This is a genomic window from Lysobacter sp. TAB13, assembly GCF_052113885.1.
GTDB lineage: Bacteria > Pseudomonadota > Gammaproteobacteria > Xanthomonadales > Xanthomonadaceae > Lysobacter > Lysobacter gummosus.
In genome coordinates, this window is the sequence record NZ_JBFRDR010000012.1 from 180,928 (window position 1) to 196,679 (window position 15,752).

9 protein-coding genes are annotated in these 15,752 nt (G+C 66.1%); all 9 read right to left on the reverse strand.

Annotated elements, in window-relative coordinates; genetic code table 11:
• Positions 1-5 precede the first annotated feature (5 nt).
• Entirely contained in the window at positions 6-3,275 is a 3,270-nt protein-coding gene (locus tag AB4Y92_RS15985; protein WP_441820544.1) for a hypothetical protein, read from the reverse strand.
• 213 nt (positions 3,276-3,488) lie between these two features.
• The gene (locus AB4Y92_RS15990; RefSeq protein ID WP_441820545.1) at positions 3,489-5,768 is read right to left on the reverse strand and encodes a hypothetical protein; all 2,280 of its coding nucleotides are present in this window, start codon (positions 5,766-5,768) and stop codon (positions 3,489-3,491) included.
• Positions 5,769-5,870: 102 nt separating this feature from the next.
• Positions 5,871-8,027: a hypothetical protein gene (locus tag AB4Y92_RS15995; RefSeq protein ID WP_441820546.1), complete on the reverse strand. Its 2,157-nt coding sequence runs from the start codon at positions 8,025-8,027 to the stop codon at positions 5,871-5,873.
• Positions 8,028-8,484: 457 nt separating this feature from the next.
• On the reverse strand, positions 8,485-9,201 hold the full coding sequence (locus AB4Y92_RS16000) for a hypothetical protein (protein WP_441820547.1): 717 nt from the start codon (positions 9,199-9,201) through the stop codon (positions 8,485-8,487).
• Positions 9,198-11,012, reverse strand: a complete 1,815-nt coding sequence (locus tag AB4Y92_RS16005) for a hypothetical protein (RefSeq protein WP_441820548.1) — start codon at positions 11,010-11,012, stop codon at positions 9,198-9,200. Before AB4Y92_RS16005 ends, AB4Y92_RS16000 begins: the two co-directional genes overlap by 4 nt.
• A 3-nt stretch (positions 11,013-11,015) precedes the next feature.
• A complete protein-coding gene (locus AB4Y92_RS16010) occupies positions 11,016-13,463 on the reverse strand; it encodes a hypothetical protein (protein WP_441820549.1) in 2,448 nt (815 codons plus the stop codon).
• Between the two features lie 255 nt (positions 13,464-13,718).
• The gene (locus AB4Y92_RS16015) at positions 13,719-14,579 is read right to left on the reverse strand and encodes an NmrA family NAD(P)-binding protein (protein WP_441820550.1); all 861 of its coding nucleotides are present in this window, start codon (positions 14,577-14,579) and stop codon (positions 13,719-13,721) included.
• Positions 14,580-14,917: 338 nt separating this feature from the next.
• Entirely contained in the window at positions 14,918-15,145 is a 228-nt protein-coding gene (locus tag AB4Y92_RS16020; RefSeq protein ID WP_441820551.1) for a hypothetical protein, read from the reverse strand.
• 161 nt (positions 15,146-15,306) lie between these two features.
• On the reverse strand, positions 15,307-15,752 hold a 446-nt coding region (locus AB4Y92_RS16025; RefSeq protein WP_441820552.1), incomplete at its 5' end, for an SIS domain-containing protein.

The following is a 15,752-nucleotide window of genomic DNA, read 5'->3' on the forward strand; positions in this document are numbered from 1 at the left end:
TCGGCTTATTGCACCGCCACCAGTTCTTCCGTCTCGTCCACCCAGGCGCGCTGATCGAACTGGCCCTGCATGCCGACGAAGGTGAAGCGGCGGCGGTACTTGCGCTTGTCCGCGTTCTTCAGGGCGATGCGCAGCTTGAGCGGGTCGGTCTGGGTGCCGGCCATCTCGATGCGTTCGCTGCGCTTGTAGGCGCCGTCCTCGTACTTCACGTCGATGTAGACGCGCTTGACCATGGCCGGATCGAACACCGGGATGAACTCCAGTTGCAGAGCGTCCTCGAAGCTGTCGTGGATCAACAGCTCGGGCACATCGACTTCGACCGGCGGCGTTGCCGGATCCGGATTGGCCGCGCCCTTGCGCCGCTGCACGATCTGATAAGTCACGCCGCGATTGGCCGGCGCCGGCTTGGCGCCGCGCAGACGCCAGGTCTTGGGCCCGGAGTTCGCGGTCAGGGTCAGCGTGGTCTTGGGCTCGGGCGTAGCGTAGCCGCGCGCCTGCAACTTGACGTCGATGGCTTCGACCACGTCCCAGTCGATATCGCCCGGGGTCGCGGTGAACTGACGGAACTCCACGTGCTCGTAGGGATTGACGAACAAGGTGCGGTCTTCGGTCTTCGCCGCCGGGATCGTGTACGAGGTCTTGTCCGCGGCCCAGTCGGACTGCGGATCGAAGTGGTACTGGTACGCGGCGTCGTAGTCGATGTCGCGGGTCTGGTTCATGAACACTTCGAAGCGCTTGACCCCGACTTCGCCCGGCGTGAACACGAAATCGGCGTGCTTGTGATCGCGCGGCTTGGTCTTGTCGCCGTAATCCAGCGCGACCTGCGCCGACTTGAGATCGATCGGCTCGAACGCGATCGGCATGCTCGCCTCGACCGCGAACTGGCGGAAGAACGGATCGTCCAGATCGATTTCCTTGAAGTACTTCGACTTGTCGCGCAGATCGCCCAGCATCAGGCCGAAGAAACCCTGCGGCGCGTAGGTGCGGCGCGTGGCTTCGGAACGGTTGTAGCGCAAGGTCAGTTTCTTGCGTTCTTCCTGGTGCACGAACTTGAGCTTGAGCGACAGGCTCACCGCGGTGGGCGGCGTGGGCAAAGTCGGCGGGGTCACCGGCGGCGTCACCGGAGGCGTGACGGGCGGGGTCACCGGAGGAGTGACCGGCGGGACCACTGGCGGGATCACCGGCGGCGTCACCGAAGCCGGACGGCGCAGACGGCCGTGCCAGCGATTGGGCGTGGTGCCGGCGGCGCGGCCGGTCACGTGCACGACGCGGTTGTCCGGATCGCCGCCCATCGCCGAATGCGTGCCGGGACGGCTGCTGGCGGGAACATCGCCGTTGGCGGCCTGCGCCGCGATGGTGAACGTCGCGCCGGCGCGGCGCGCCACCGCGAGCGCGACATCCAGACGCCGCTGCGACAAGCGCCGGTTGTAGCGTTCGCGCTCGGTTTCGGTGGCGCCGCTGACGTGCTCGTGGCTGGCGTAGGCCTGGAAGTTGAGATTGCGCGGCGCCGGCAAACCGCGGATCCACGCCATCAGACGATCGGCGCCGCGTTCGCTGCCGGTCCAGTTGCCGTCGCCTTCGATGCGCAAGGTGCCCGAGGCGTCGCGATAACGCGGATCGGTGGTGGTGTTGTCCACGTAGGCGCGGAACTGCGGCGAAGGCGTATTGGGGTTCCAGCCGGCTTCGGCGGGTTTATCGAAATCGAAGAACAGGCCGAAGGTCTGTTCCTGCGCGGTGGCCGGCCACTCGACATCGATGCGCTTGGAAGAATCGGGATTGACCGTGATGGACACGCGTCCCTGCGCGTCGGCGGCGACGACCTGATCGTCCACCTTCACCACCGCGCCGGCGCCGGTCACGGTGACGGTTTCGGCCAGGCCGCTCGCGGCCGGCGTGTGGGTGACCGACAGACCGGCCGGCAACGGCGCCGGTTCGGTCGAATCGACGCTGAGCGCCGCGCGTTGAATCTGCGGCGCGGGAGGCGGCGTGGTGCCGCCCGTCGTGCCGCCGGTGCCGGCGCCGGTGCCACCGGTCCCGCCGCCGGAACTCGCGCCGGTGCTGCCGCCGCTGAAGCCGCCGCCCGGTGCGGTGCCGCCGGTGCTGCCACCGGTTCCGCCGGTGCCGCCACCCGTGCCACCCGTGCCACCGCCGGTTCCGCCGGTGCCACCTGTACCCCCGGTTCCACCGGTGCCGCCACCCGTGCCGCCCGTGCCACCGCCGGTTCCGCCGGTGCCACCCGTACCGCCGGTGCCGCCGCCAGTTCCGCCGGTACCGCCACCCGTACCGCCCGTGCCGCCACCGGTTCCGCCGGTGCCGCCACCCGTGCCGCCCGTGCCGCCACCGGTTCCGCCGGTGCCGCCGCCCGTTCCACCCGTTCCACCACCAGTACCACCCGTGCCGCCGGTGTTACCGCCGCTCGAGCCGCCGCCGGCGTTGGCCGCATCGGTCGCGAGCTTGCCCGGCACCAGGGTCGGTTCGAACCACTTGCTCAGCAAATCTTCCTTGAAGAAATCCAGCGCCCACTTTTCCTGGTCGCGCTTGTCGTCGGCATCGGTGAAGGCCTCGACCTGGATATCGATGACGCCGTTCTGCACCAACGATTCGAACGCCGCGTCCACACCGGCCTTGAACCAGGCGTACTGGCCTTCAAGGCTGGCGCTGAAGTGGTTGTAGATGCGCTCGAAGTCGGCGGTGATGGTCACCTTCAAGGCCGGGCGCATGGCCAGGTATTTGAAGTTGTAGATCACCCCGATCGGGGTCATGCCGTCGCTGAGCGCGGACTCCAGAATGGTCGCGCCTTCCGAAGACAGGCTCAGGCTGAAAGCGGCGCGATTGGCCGCATCCATCGACGGCACCGACGCGCCGAGGATGTGCTCGACCGCGTTGAAGGTGCCCGGCTGCGCGGGCTGCGCCGAGGTTCCGCCGGCGCCCTGCACGTTCAGCGCGACGCACTGCACCGAGCCTTCTTCGAAGGTCGCGCAGGTCAACCGCACCGGCAACTTCACGTCCGGTTCGGCGTTGAGCCGGCCGATGATCTTGGACTCCATCGACGAAGGCAGTTGCAGCGTGGTCACGAACATCACGAAGCCGCCGCCCTTGTCGGCGGCCGTGGCGTCGGCGACGCGGTATTTGAGGAAGCTGAATTCCTTGCGCCCGTCGGGTTGGCGCGTGGCCAGCGCGACCGGTCCTGGCAGGTACCAGAACTGGCTCTTGTCCGCGTGATCGCGGAAGACGGTGATGCCGTCGATAGTGATCGGCTTTTCGAGGCTGAGCATGACGAGCTCCAATAAATCGTGAGTTCCGCGCGCGCGGCGTGGCGCGCGCTGGGCAAACGTTTCCTTACGTTCCTGACGCGGCCGCCGCGAACCTGTTCCCGTCATTCCCACGAACGCGGGAATGACGGAGCCGTCGCGATAACACCGCGAAGTCGCTGGATTCCCGCGTTCGCGGGAATGACGAGCAAAATCGCGACGCGGCGACTGTCGGCGTCAGGGCATCTTCAACACCAGATCGGTGACTTCGCTCGGCGCCCAGTTGACGCTCTTGTTGGTGCCGTTTTCGAGCAGATAACTGGCCTTGTACTCGTAGCGCATGCGCGCGGCGTCGAGGTAGTCGTACTCGAACTCGCCCGAGGCCTGCGCGTCGGTGAACTCGAAATCCTCCGCGAACGACAGCCCGCCGGTGAAGTCTTCGAAGCGCAGCGAGACCTTGACCTTGCGCATCTTGCGCTTGGCAAAATCCAACGGCGGCTTGACGGTGACGATGCGCCTTCCCTTCATGCCGGCCTTGAGCATGATCCGGCTGGTGTTAGTCACCGACTCGGGAATCTCCTCGATGTCGCGGCCGTCCTTGTAGAGAATGCTGACGCTGTAGAACACGCCCTTGACCTCGGGATTGCGCAGGTCCACGGCGAAGGTCTGCGAGGCCGATCCCTCCTGGAACGACATCTGCATCTCTTCCTGCAAGTTGTTGGCCTTGTCCACGTAACGCAGATCGACGAACGCCTCCTGCACTTCGTTCCAGTTGAAGTTCGGGATCACCTGCACCACGCGCCGGGTCGGGAACGGATTGCGCACGCTGACCTGGGGCTCATCGAGCGAAGTCCAGTCGCGCACGGTGTCGCCGCCGCTGATGCCGTGGAAGACGATGCGCACCTCATAGGCGGTCTTGCTCTGGTCGAGCATGAACATCTTCCAGCTGCCCGATTGCGCGTCCTTGGTCAGCCGCACCAGATCGTTCTGATTGATCTTGTTGGCCGGATCGCGATAGCGCAGAAACACGTCCACCGAGCTGTAGCGCTCCCAAGGGAAGTTCTCCGCGAACACCGGCACGGTGTTGATCGTGTACAGATCGCGCGGAATGATCTCGACGTTTTCCACATCGAAGGTCTGCGGCTTGGACTTGAGCTTGGTCGGCCGCTCGGCCGCGTCCACGCCCTTGAAGCTGACCTCGTACTCGACCTGCACGTCGCGCTTCATCACGCCCTTGTCGAGCTGGCTCAGCCATTCGAAACTGGCTTCGCCGGCGTTGGCGCCCAGCAGCGCGTTCTGCGCCTTGTCGCCGTAGCGCACGCGCACGTTGACGCTGCCGATGTCGTCCGCGGCCAGGTCGGCGCGCGAGATCACCTTGACCCGGCGCTTCTTGAAGAAGTCGTTGTCCAGGCTGATCTGCTTGACCAGCCGCTCGCGCGGCACGTTGCCTTCGCGGATGGTCTTGAACAACGCCGCCAGGTGTCCTTGCGGATAGATCGAACGCTTGATCGCCACGCGCTCGGAGAAGTTCACGTTGAGCTTCTTCTTATCGACGCGCTTGTAGTCCATGCGCTTGTAGCTGAAGCTCGGCAGCAGCGCGCCGATCGGCCCGCCGGCGGCCATCGCCGAGGAGCGCGAGGCGAACTTGCCGATCGCGTCCAGGCCGGCTTCGAAATCGGATTTCTTTTCCGGCGTCCACGGCGGCAGGCTGACCTGGAAGAATGCATCGGTGACCATGTTGCGCACTTGCGCCAGCGCGGCGTCGCGACGGTCGATGATGCCCTTGGTGTCCTCGCCTTCGGCGACGAAGGTGTCCGCCTCCAGCACGATCGCGCGGCTTTCCACCAGTTCGTCCACCGCCTTGCCGATCTCGGTGGAGAAGAAGATGTTGCCGCCGGAGAAACTCTCGTCCATGTGCTTCTGGACGCGGTCCCAGTCGATCTTCAGGCTGATGTTGTAGGCCGGACGCAAGCCGAGGAAATCCAGTTGGTAGATCACCGCCACCGGCAGGATCTCGCCTTCCAGGCACTGCTCCATCACCGTGTAGCCGTCCTGATCCAGGCGCACCGAGAACGAAGCCTGGTTGGCACCGTACAGCGCCGGCTTGGCCGACTGGTCGATCTTCAGCACGAACTGCGGCCCCGCGCCCGGGGTCGGGCCGACGTCGCCGGTGGCCTTGCCCAGCATCATCAGCCGCACCGAGCCGTCTTCCAACGGCACCGGCGCGATGCGCGGCTTGTTGCGCAGATTCTCGGCGTTGGCGATTTCACGCGCCAGATCGTCGATCTGCTTCTGGCTGGCGCCCAGGTTGCAATCGAAGTTGAGGAAGCCGCCGGTGCCCGCGTCGCCGCGGAAACCGATCAGCAGAAATTGCGGGACATCCACGCCGAGCGTGGCGTCGCGCACCGTGGTCAGGTGCGGGTTGAGCGGCATGTAATACCACTGCTCGGGATCGGCATGGTCGGGAAAGACCGAGATGCCGTTGATCTCGCGAGTGCGGCTGTCGAGGAGAAGCATGATCGGACTCCTTCCGAGTCAAGCGTGAGCGGTGGGCGGCGATGGATCCGCGCGATGCGTTCGCGCGGATCCGCCGCGTTGGTGCGAGGTTCGCGGCGAACCTCAATCGGTCGGCAGTTCCAGGAAGATCGTCATGTCGTCCTTCGTCTGCGGTCCCACCACCTTGCGCTTACCGTCGGTGAGGAAGTAGGTGATGGTGACCTTGTACTCCGGCGCTTCGCCCTCGGTCAGCGGCAGCTTCCAGTTCTTTTCCTCATCGCCGGGCTTGAAGCGCAGGTCGATGCGCTTGGTGCCGTGCGACAGGGCCACGCTGACCATCTTCAGCTCGTCCCAGTTGAGCAGGTCCGGCACCACCGCAACTTCCAGCTGATCGAGTTTCTTGCCGACCAGGATGGTCGAGCGGGTCGCGGTCTTCTCGGATTCTTCCTTGCTGGTGCCGTCGGCGAACAAGGTCGTCACCGAGTACTTCACCTCGCCCAGGGTTTCGTCCACCACCGGGAAGGTCCAATCGAAGGACGTCATGTCGCTGGACAGCGTGACGATGGTCTTCTGGTTGTACTTGTTGGCGGTGTCGGTGTAGCTGGCATCGACAGTGATCGAGGCGATCTCCGCCGACAGGTCGCCGGCGGCGCGGAAGCTGACCGTCTTGCTCGACGAGAACGGATCGTCTACGTACAGCTCCTTGGCCTGCTGCTGCGCGATCTTCTTGACCTGGCGGCCGTCGGCCAGCGTGTACAGGAACTCCAGGTCGATGTCTTCCGTGCGCGGCTTGCCGATGATCTTGCGCAGGGCGAAGTTCGGCGTGTCCTTGGTCATGTTGAACTTGGCTTCGACCGGAGTCTTGCCATGCTTGTAGCGCACCGTGATCTGGGTGCGCGGCACCTGCGCGAAGTCGATGTCGCCCGGGCCGATGTCCAGCGCCAGGATGCCCAGGTCATCGACGTTGATGGTCAGGTTGGTGTCGTCGGTCTTGATTTCCTCCGACACCTGCTTGAACGTCGCGCCCTTGTAGTTGACCGTGACCTGATAGGTGAAGTCGCGCTTGCCCTCGAACACGAAGGCCTCGAACTTGGCGACATCATCGGGTTTAGTGAACACGAACTCCTGGACCTTCTTGTTCGGCCCGTACGGATAGCGGATCTTGACCTCGACGCTGTGGATCGGCAGGTTGGCGAAGTCGGCGTTGACCCGCATCACCACCTGCACGGTCTTGAGGAACTCGTCCAGGTTGATCTTGGAGTAGTAGTCCTCCCACTTCAGCGGCTTCTTCTTGTCGTCCATCAACGAGGTGATGGTCGGCAGCATGCCCTGCGGGTTGCGGTTGACGATGACCGCCTTGGCCTCGCTCCACTCCACCCGCACGTTGGCGATCTGCGACTTGTTGACGGTGCGGCGGATGTCCTCGATATCCTGGCCTTCGCGCAGCTCCTTGGTGTTGGGATCGACGTCGGCGATCTCCTTGAGCATGTTGCGCTGGACCGCGGCTTCCAGCTGCTTGTTGATGATCGCGCGGATGTCGGACTCGAGCTTGGCGTTGTCCTCGGCGCTCAGGTTCGGCGCCTGCACGAACTCGAAGTGGGTCTTGGTGACGTCGTTCTTGTAGCGGCTGGAGTTGACGACTTCGGTATAGCTGTCCTCGCTCCAGAAATTGTCTTCGGTGTTGATGTCCTGGAAGAAGCTGTAGAACTCCGAAGCGTTCCAGGTGCCCCAGGCCTTCATTTCCGGCAGGCGCATGTACAGGTTCATCTTGTAGACGACCTGCACCGCCGACGCCGAACCCGTGCTCAGGGTTTCCTTGAAGATCGCCGTGCCCAGCTCGGTCAGCTCGACCATGAACGAGGCCACGTTCTTGCCGTAGATCGACGGCTTGCCGGCGCCGCGGATCTTCTCCACCAGCGCGCCGCCCTCGGTCAGCAGCAGCTCGACGGTGCCGTCGGTCCAGGTGACCGGCGCGATCGCGACCTTGGGCACGGTCTTGCCCTTGTACTTCTCGGCCAGCTTCTTCTGCAGCTCGGCGGTGATCTTGGTCTGCACATCGGTCGGCACCGACAGCTCGGTATCGAAGGCGATGAAGCCACCGAACTTCTTGCCGCCGTCCTCGCGGATCTGGCCGTACTCGACGAAGCGCAGCGCCAGTCCGCCGCTGGCCATCTTCGCGAAGTTCGGCGAGTTGGGCATGATGTAGTAGGTGAAGTCGTTGGCATCGTCGCCGTAAACCACGTAGTCGAGGATGGTGTCAACGTTATCGATCTTAAGCATGGACCTGCTCCTTTATCCTGATGTCCTGAATCGTTCAATCCTGATGCGCGCTTTCCTTGCCCGCGCGGTGCGTTGTTGCCGTACGCGATGAGGTGGTGGCGGTGTCAACCAATCTTCCTGAATCTTTCAAACGCTTCCCGCATTTCGCACCGGACACATAAAACCGCTGTTTTCAAGTGGTTTTATGCGCAAAATCCCGGCGCTCGCACTCCCCCGACGACCCGCGCCCGATGGCCGCCGATCGCGATTTCGAGCACGAGCCGACCCGTCGCGATGCGGATCGCGTTCGGCTCCCTGCTGGTCTTGCGGCAAACGCCGCGGGCGCACCATCGCGCCGTTTCGATCGCTGTCGCGGCCGCGCGTTGCGTTTGCTCAGCAACGTCGCGGTGGCGAAGCGGTCAACGCCGCCGGCGGGCCCATCGTCCGTCGGAGGCGGTGTAACGTTTGCTGCTGTTGCTCAAGGCTTCGGCAGTCCCCAATCCGCGGCATCGGCCGAATACGTTCGTGTTTGCGGTTCGTGATACCCCGACAGCGCCTCCACGCTGCCTTCGCTGCGCAAGCTCGCGCTCGCGCTGGCTTCTCCCTCGGCGTCGCGCAGCGATACGTCCACGTCTACCTGCTCGCTGCTTTGGCTCGAGCGGGCCGTGCGCGTGGCGATCGCGTCGGTCGCCGCGTAACGCAGTTCCAGCCAGCCGCGCTCGCCGTTCAAGGCCTTGCGCACTTTTTCGGCCTGGGCCTGGTCCAGCATCAGATTGAACGCAGCGTGGTAAGGCGGCACGCCCGAGGAGCGGGCCTTGGCCAACTCCACGTACTGTCCCTGGCCGTCGCCGAGCATCAAGCGCACTTCGCCGATCTCGATCGGCGCCGGCGACAGGCTCAACTGCGCCACCGGCACCTGCGCGCGCGCCGCCAGTTCGGCGCGCACCGCGTCGAGCGTCGCCGACGGCACGCCCCACATCGCGGTCAGCGCCAGCATCGTCACCGGGCCGGCGCCGATCAGGGTGAACTGGGCGCGGCCGTCGGCCGACAGCGCCAGCTGCGGCGCGCGCGGGCGATACAGCCAGCTCGTCGGCCCGTCGCCGCGCGCGACCAGCACGCCCTGGATCTGCTCGAATCCCGATGGCGTATCGGCGTTTGAGCCCGCCTTGCCGCCGCTGTCCTTGCCCATGCTCATGCTCCTGCTCCGATCCTGGCGGTGGCGGCTTCGCTGCTGCGCAAACGCAGCGGCGTGTCCGGTTGCAGCACCGCGGACCACGGCGACTGCGCATCCCAACGCCAGCGATAACCGCTGCGGAACGGCGACAGCGACAGCCAGATCCAGCGGGCCTGCGGCGAATGGCGGGTGAATTTCACTTGCTTGCGTTTGCCGGCATCGTCGATGCCGTCTTCCGGCGCGATCTCGATCGTGCGCAGGTTCGCGCCGTCGTCGAATTCGCAGCTCAGCTCCAGCTCGCGCGATCCGCTGCCGTCGAAGCTGAAAGCGTCCAGGCGCAGACTGTCTGCATCCACCGCCGGCATCGACCGGCGCGTGCCGTCGTTCTTGGCCCGCGCGGTGGCGCGAATCGCCGCGCCATCGACATCGAAGGGAACCGCGAAGGCCAGATCCGGCGCGGCGTCGCTCAAGTTCGCGCGCACCGACCACGGCTTGCCCTTTCGGGTGCCGATGCATTCCACCTCGATATCGGCCTGGGCGAGAAACACCGGTTCGGCTTCCACCGGAATCAGGCGCAGGCCGAAATCGTCCGGGCCGATCAGCAGATGTTCGCGATCGGATTTGCGCGGCGGGCCCTTGATCTGTTCGGCGCGGCCGTCGCCAAGCACGATCGCGGTGGTCTGCCATTGATACGACAGCGCCTCGCTCGGCGACAGGCGCAGATCGACCGCGATCGGACGATCCGCCGCGGTCAGCGGCGCGCTGGTCTTGATCGTGAACATGCGCGCCGGCGGCTTGGCCGGCAACTGCAATTCCACTTGCGCCGAAACCACGCCGACGCGGCGGTCGGGCAGATTCGCCCGCACCGTCACGCTGCGCCATCCGCTGGCCAGCGCGCGCACGTCGTGGCGGCGCACCACCGCGTCGTGCAGGTCGGCCGCGGCCATCGTGCGCAGCGGGCCGAGCGGATCGGCTTCGATCGCGATCAATCGCGGCGCCAGCTGCGGCTCGGCCAGATTCCACTGCACCCGGCCCGGCGCCATCGCCGTTTCGTCGAACACCAGGCGCACGCCGGTCGGCGCGTCCGGCGTCGAGGGTTGCGGGCTGGCATAACGCGCGGCGATGCGGTCGATGACGGCGTCGGCCAAGGGTTGTTTCAGTATGTCGCCGGAACTGGCGGCCAATCCCAGGCCCAGCGTCTGCGGCGCATCGATCAAACGCTGGCGCAGCAGCGCGTGATCGATCGATGCCGCGCCGCCGGTCAGCGCGCGGATCGCGGCGAGCAAGGCGGCCGGATCGAAACTCATGCTCAGCGGCAGGCGATCGGCGACGCCGCGCACGCGCAGCCACGCCTGGGCGCCGACCGCGAGCAGGCCGCGCTGCAGCGCCGACACGAACAGATCGGTCGCCGCGCTGTCCAGGCGCACGGCCAGATTCACCGCGCCCAGGCTGGCCGCATCCAGCGGCAGCAGTTCGCCCAGCGCCGGCGGCAGGTTCAAGGCCTGCACCGCGCTCAGGCGCAGCCAGCCGCCTTCCACCGGCAGCGGCGACAGATCCACGTGCTGGCCGGCATCGAACGCGGCCTGGCGCGCTTGCGCCAGGGCGAACTCGGCGGCGAAGCCCAGCGACAGGATCGAATAACGTTCAAGCCCGGCGGCGCCGCGGTCCTGCTGGACGATGTCCAGGCGCAGCGGCGATTCGCCGTCGCCGGCCTGGGCGGCCAGCAACACCGGCGGCAGACGGAATTTTCCCGGCTGATCGAACGCGGCATAGGCCACGCGTTCGCCGATCAGCATCGGCTGGCGCCAGTCGGGGCGGGAGGCGAAGGACATGGCTCAGACCGCCGTCACGAACAACACGCCGCTGTCGTCGCGATGCCATTGCTGCGGCGGCGACTTCTGCCCGGACTTGTAGATCACGGTCTGGCGGTACTCGTAGAAACCCTCGCTGTCCTTGCGCAGCAGGATGTCCATCAACGGCACCGGCACGTCGATATCCTGGCTCAGGTTGGCCGCGCCGAGCACCACCCGGCGGTTGCCGCGGAACTCGACCACGATGTTGAGGATCTCGCCGCCGGCCTGGCCGGTGGCGTTGTTGAGCAACACTTCCGGCGCGGTCATCACCGTCACCGGGCGCACCGTTTCCTGGTCGATGGAATCGTCCAGCGTGTACTTGAGGATGGCTTCGCCGTCGGGAATGCTGCGCACCGAGGCGGTGTTGAAGATCGCGTCGGCCGGCAAGGTGCCGCTCAGCGGCGCGGTCGGCTGCACGGTGAAGCTCAGGCTTTGATCGGGCGCGACTTCGACCGGCTGGCTCAGGTCCAGCCCTTCGATGCGGCCGGTCACCAGGCCTTCGCCGCGGGTGATCCAGGTCGGCAGCTGGGTGATGCGCAGCTTGCTTTCGGTGGCGTTGAGCAGTTTCACCGCGACCGCGCCGGTCTGCGGGTCCGGAGTTTCGATCGACTGGAACAACTCGCCTTCCATGTCGGCGAAGTTGAGCTTGACCGGCACCATCACGTTCTCGTTGACGCCGCTGGCGACCACCACGCTGCCTTGCAGCAGGTTGGAGTTGGTCGTGGCCATGAGGACGCCGAACACGTCCTGGAAATCCTTGAACTCGAAACGCTCGTTGACGGTGAAGCCGTTGTCCCAGTCGATGGTGGCCGGCACGGTTTCCGAGCGCACCGCGCCGTTGCGCAGCAGCGCCATCTGCAGGGTCGAGCTGGCGCGCAGCAGGCGCAGTTCGAATTCGCGATGGGGATTGTCCGCGCTGGCCGGCACTTTATCGGCCAGTTCGCGGCGCGCGGCGAGCAGGCGCTCGCCGTCGGTGACCGGGCGCACTTCGCAGGTCAGATCCACCATCACCTGTTCGGCGTTCTCGCCCTGATCGACCTGGAACACCAACGACGGCGCGTGCGGCGCTTCGCTGCGGCGCGCCAGCTTGAACGCATCGGGCAAGTGATAGATGCGGCTGGGATCGCTGAGATCCTGGAAATAGGGATGACTGCGGCCGGTGCCGGTGGGATAGCGCAACGAGTGCACCACCCAGCGCGCCGGCGAAGCCGAGCCGCCGCTGCCGGCCGGATAGATGTAGGGATGCAGTTGCGGCTCGAAGAACAGCGCGACCGCCCAGTCCTGCAATTGATTGGAAACGTCGTAGCGTTGTTCCGGCGCGGGCGGCGGCGGCTCGGGCAGCGGTTGCGGGAAAGGCATCGGCCGCGGCCGCGGAAACGGCTTGCGTCGCCAGACTTCATCGCCCTCGATGATCGACTCGCCGCCGGTGGGCCGCAGCGCCGCCGGCGCCATGCGCAGGCCCGAGGCCAGACCGGGCTTGGCGATCGCCGCGCGCGCGACCAGCGCCTCGCCTCGGGGCGCCGCCATCGCCATCTCGGCCATCGGCGCGCGCGCCAACTGCATCTGGCCCTTGATCATCATCAGCTGGCGCTTGGGCGCATCCGGCGATGCGGTCGCCGGCAGCGGCACGGCCACGGTGTAGCCGCGCGACACGATCAGCTTGCACTGCGAATCGGCGGACATGAAGGCGCGCAACAGGCCGTCGCGCTCGGCCAGGCTCAGGTGCAGCATCACCACGCAGCCGCCGCGCGGGTCTTCGACGATTTCGCCGGCCGGCAGGCGTTGTTCGATGGCGGTGCCGGGCACGCGGTAGGCGATCACCGCGCTGCGATTCACGCTGAGCATCTGCGCGCTGCGCGCGGCGTCGGCGATCTCCGGCGCGGGAAAGGTTTCCAGCGCCAGACTCACCGCCCACAAGCCGTCCTGGCCGGGCGCGGTCTTGACCTCGTACTGGCCGTTGGCGTTGCGCAGGCGATAGCGCGGCAACCAGTAGCGTTGCTGCGGATTGCGCGGGTCTTCGAACAGGCAAAGATCGTCCGGCGTCTGATTGGGGCTGATCGGATGCGGCGACTCGGCGCGGCCGAAGCCGGCGCCGGTCTTGATCGGAAACAGGTCCGGGCGCAGATCGTTCAAGCGCGGACGCAGGGTGCGGCCTTCCAGTTGCGCGACGATCGCCGGCTGCGCGCGCAGGATCGCCGGATTCATCCGCACCGCGCCCGGCATCAGCACCGGCGAGGCCTTGATCGCGGCGAGGTCGGCGATCGCCGGACCTGGCGCGGCGACCGCGATCGGCGCGGCCACCACCGCCGGCGCGGCGACGGCCGGCGGCGCGGCGATCACCATGCCGGGCACCTTGATCGCGGCCGCGGCGGGCGCCGGGCGAATGCCGGCGACGAGTTGATTGATGTTGAGCAAGCGTCCGAGCGGCATGCGTCTCTCCCTGTATTCAGCGCGGCGCGCTGTAAGACGCGTCGCCGCGGCGCCGCATCGTTTCCTTTGCTCGATCGGTAGCGCTGCAAGGCGCCGATCACCCCCGATTAAACGAGGGTGCCGTGCGGCCCAGGACATTTCATGGATGAAACACTTTTGCCGGCGCGGGGCGGGCGCGGTCTGAATGCGGTTCCGGCGGCCGCGGGCGGCCAGCGGCGCCTGCGCTGAGCGAATCCGGCGATGCCGTCCGCCCGATCAGTCGCGCCCGGCGAGGGCGTCGATGTATTCGCGCAAGGTGATCTCGCCGCGTATCGGATCGTTGGCCGGTTCATAACGCTTGTCGGCGGTCAGCGCGGTCATCTGCGCGTACGAGCGCGCGCCCGGCTCGGAAAAACCCATCTCGCGGAAGCCCTCCACCCAGCGCTCGCGCGGCACGACTTCGACCGCGACCTCGCGACCCAGCGCGCTGGCGAAACACACGGCCACGTCCGCCGGCGAGTAGGCGCGCGGCCCTTCGACGTGATGTAGAACTTGTTCGTCCACCTCTTGCATCAACAGATCGGCCCCGGCACGGCCCAGGTCGCGCGGCGCCACCATCGGCAGGCGGAAATCGGCGGGATAGAAGCTGCGCACCGTGCCGTGCTCGCGCGCGCTTTCCAGCGACGCGTCCCAGTTGCTCATGTAGTAGGCGGCGCGGATCACGCTGCAGGCGATGGACTGCGCTTTGAGCGCCTGTTCCATGTCGTAGAGAATGCCAAGATCGCCGCAGCGATCGCACGCCTGCGCGCCGTAGGTGGACTCGGCGACGATTTTCTCCAGGCCCGAGCCTTCGATCGCCGCCAGGATCGAGCGCAGATTGGCCTTCTCGACCGCATCGGTATCGGTGTCCGGCGCGGCCGGCGGATTGAGCAAAAACAGCCGCCGGCCCTGTTTCAACACCTCGCGCAAGGCCCCTGTATCGTTGACATCGACGACGGCGAAGTTCGCGCCGCGTGCTTCCCAGCGCTCGAGTTCGGCGGCGCGATGCGACACCACCGTCACCGCCTCGCCGCGTTCCAGCAAAGTCTCGGCCACCGCCGAGCCCACGTGTCCGGTACCGCCCAGAATGATGTGCATGACCGCGTCCCGCATTGCCGTGATTGCGGTCCAGGCTAGGCGAGCGCCAGTAAGCGTCAGGCCACGGCGGTGTGAAGAGAACGTAGCCCGGGCGCCGAATTCTGTCCTCGATTCCGCATTGCGAGCGGCTACGCCGGGCTTATCGCGCCATCGCGGCATGCGTGCTCAGCATGCGATCGCCGTCAGGCACGATGGCCGCTCTTACGAATGCGGCATCGCGCTGTTGCATCCATTCCGGATGCAACAGCGCGACGAGGCAGAGCGGGAAGAAAGTCTGGCGACGACGCCGACGGCCGGTTCACTCCGGCCTCGGCTTCACCGCATGCAACCGTCCGGAATCAGCAACTGACAGTGAAAGATCCGACGTAATCCGAGGTCACGATGCCCTGGATGCTGATCTGTCCGGTGCACTGGTTATGCACGGCACGGCCGACCTGGACACCGTTCTGATAGTAGGTGCGAACTTCGCCCGGCGCCGGCAGATTACCGCCTTTCGCCAACAGCGGCGCGCTCGCCGCGGCAACAAACATCAGCGTCATCGCCAGAAGTAGCTTCTTGCTATTCATCTAGATTTCCTTGATGTCGTCGGCCGATCGCCGACTAAGCGAGAGTGATGCTTCCATTTGGCATTTGCATTACGCGACGCACAATGCCGAAGTCTGGCGAGCGTCACACTTGGCTCGCCGACCGATTCCGTCCGCACACTTTCTCGCTCACCGCACCGCGCTTACTCGACCGTAACCGCCTTGGCCAGATTGCGCGGCTTATCGACATCGGTCCCGCGCGCCAGCGCCGCGTGGTACGCCAGCAACTGCACCGGAATCGCATGCACCACCGGCGACAGCACGCCGACATGGCGCGGCGTGCGGATCACGTGCACCGCTTCGGATTCGCCGAAATGGCTGTCCAGGTCGGCGAACACGAACATCTCGCCGCCGCGCGCGCGCACTTCCTGGATGTTGGATTTCACCTTCTCCAGCAGGCTGTCCTTCGGCGCGATCACCACCACCGGCATGTCCGCGTCCACCAGCGCCAGCGGGCCGTGCTTCAGTTCGCCGGCCGGATACGCCTCGGCGTGGATGTAGGAGATTTCCTTGAGCTTGAGCGCGCCTTCCAGCGCGATCGGGTAATGCACGCCGCGGCCCAGGAACAGCGCGTGCTGCTTGGGTGCGA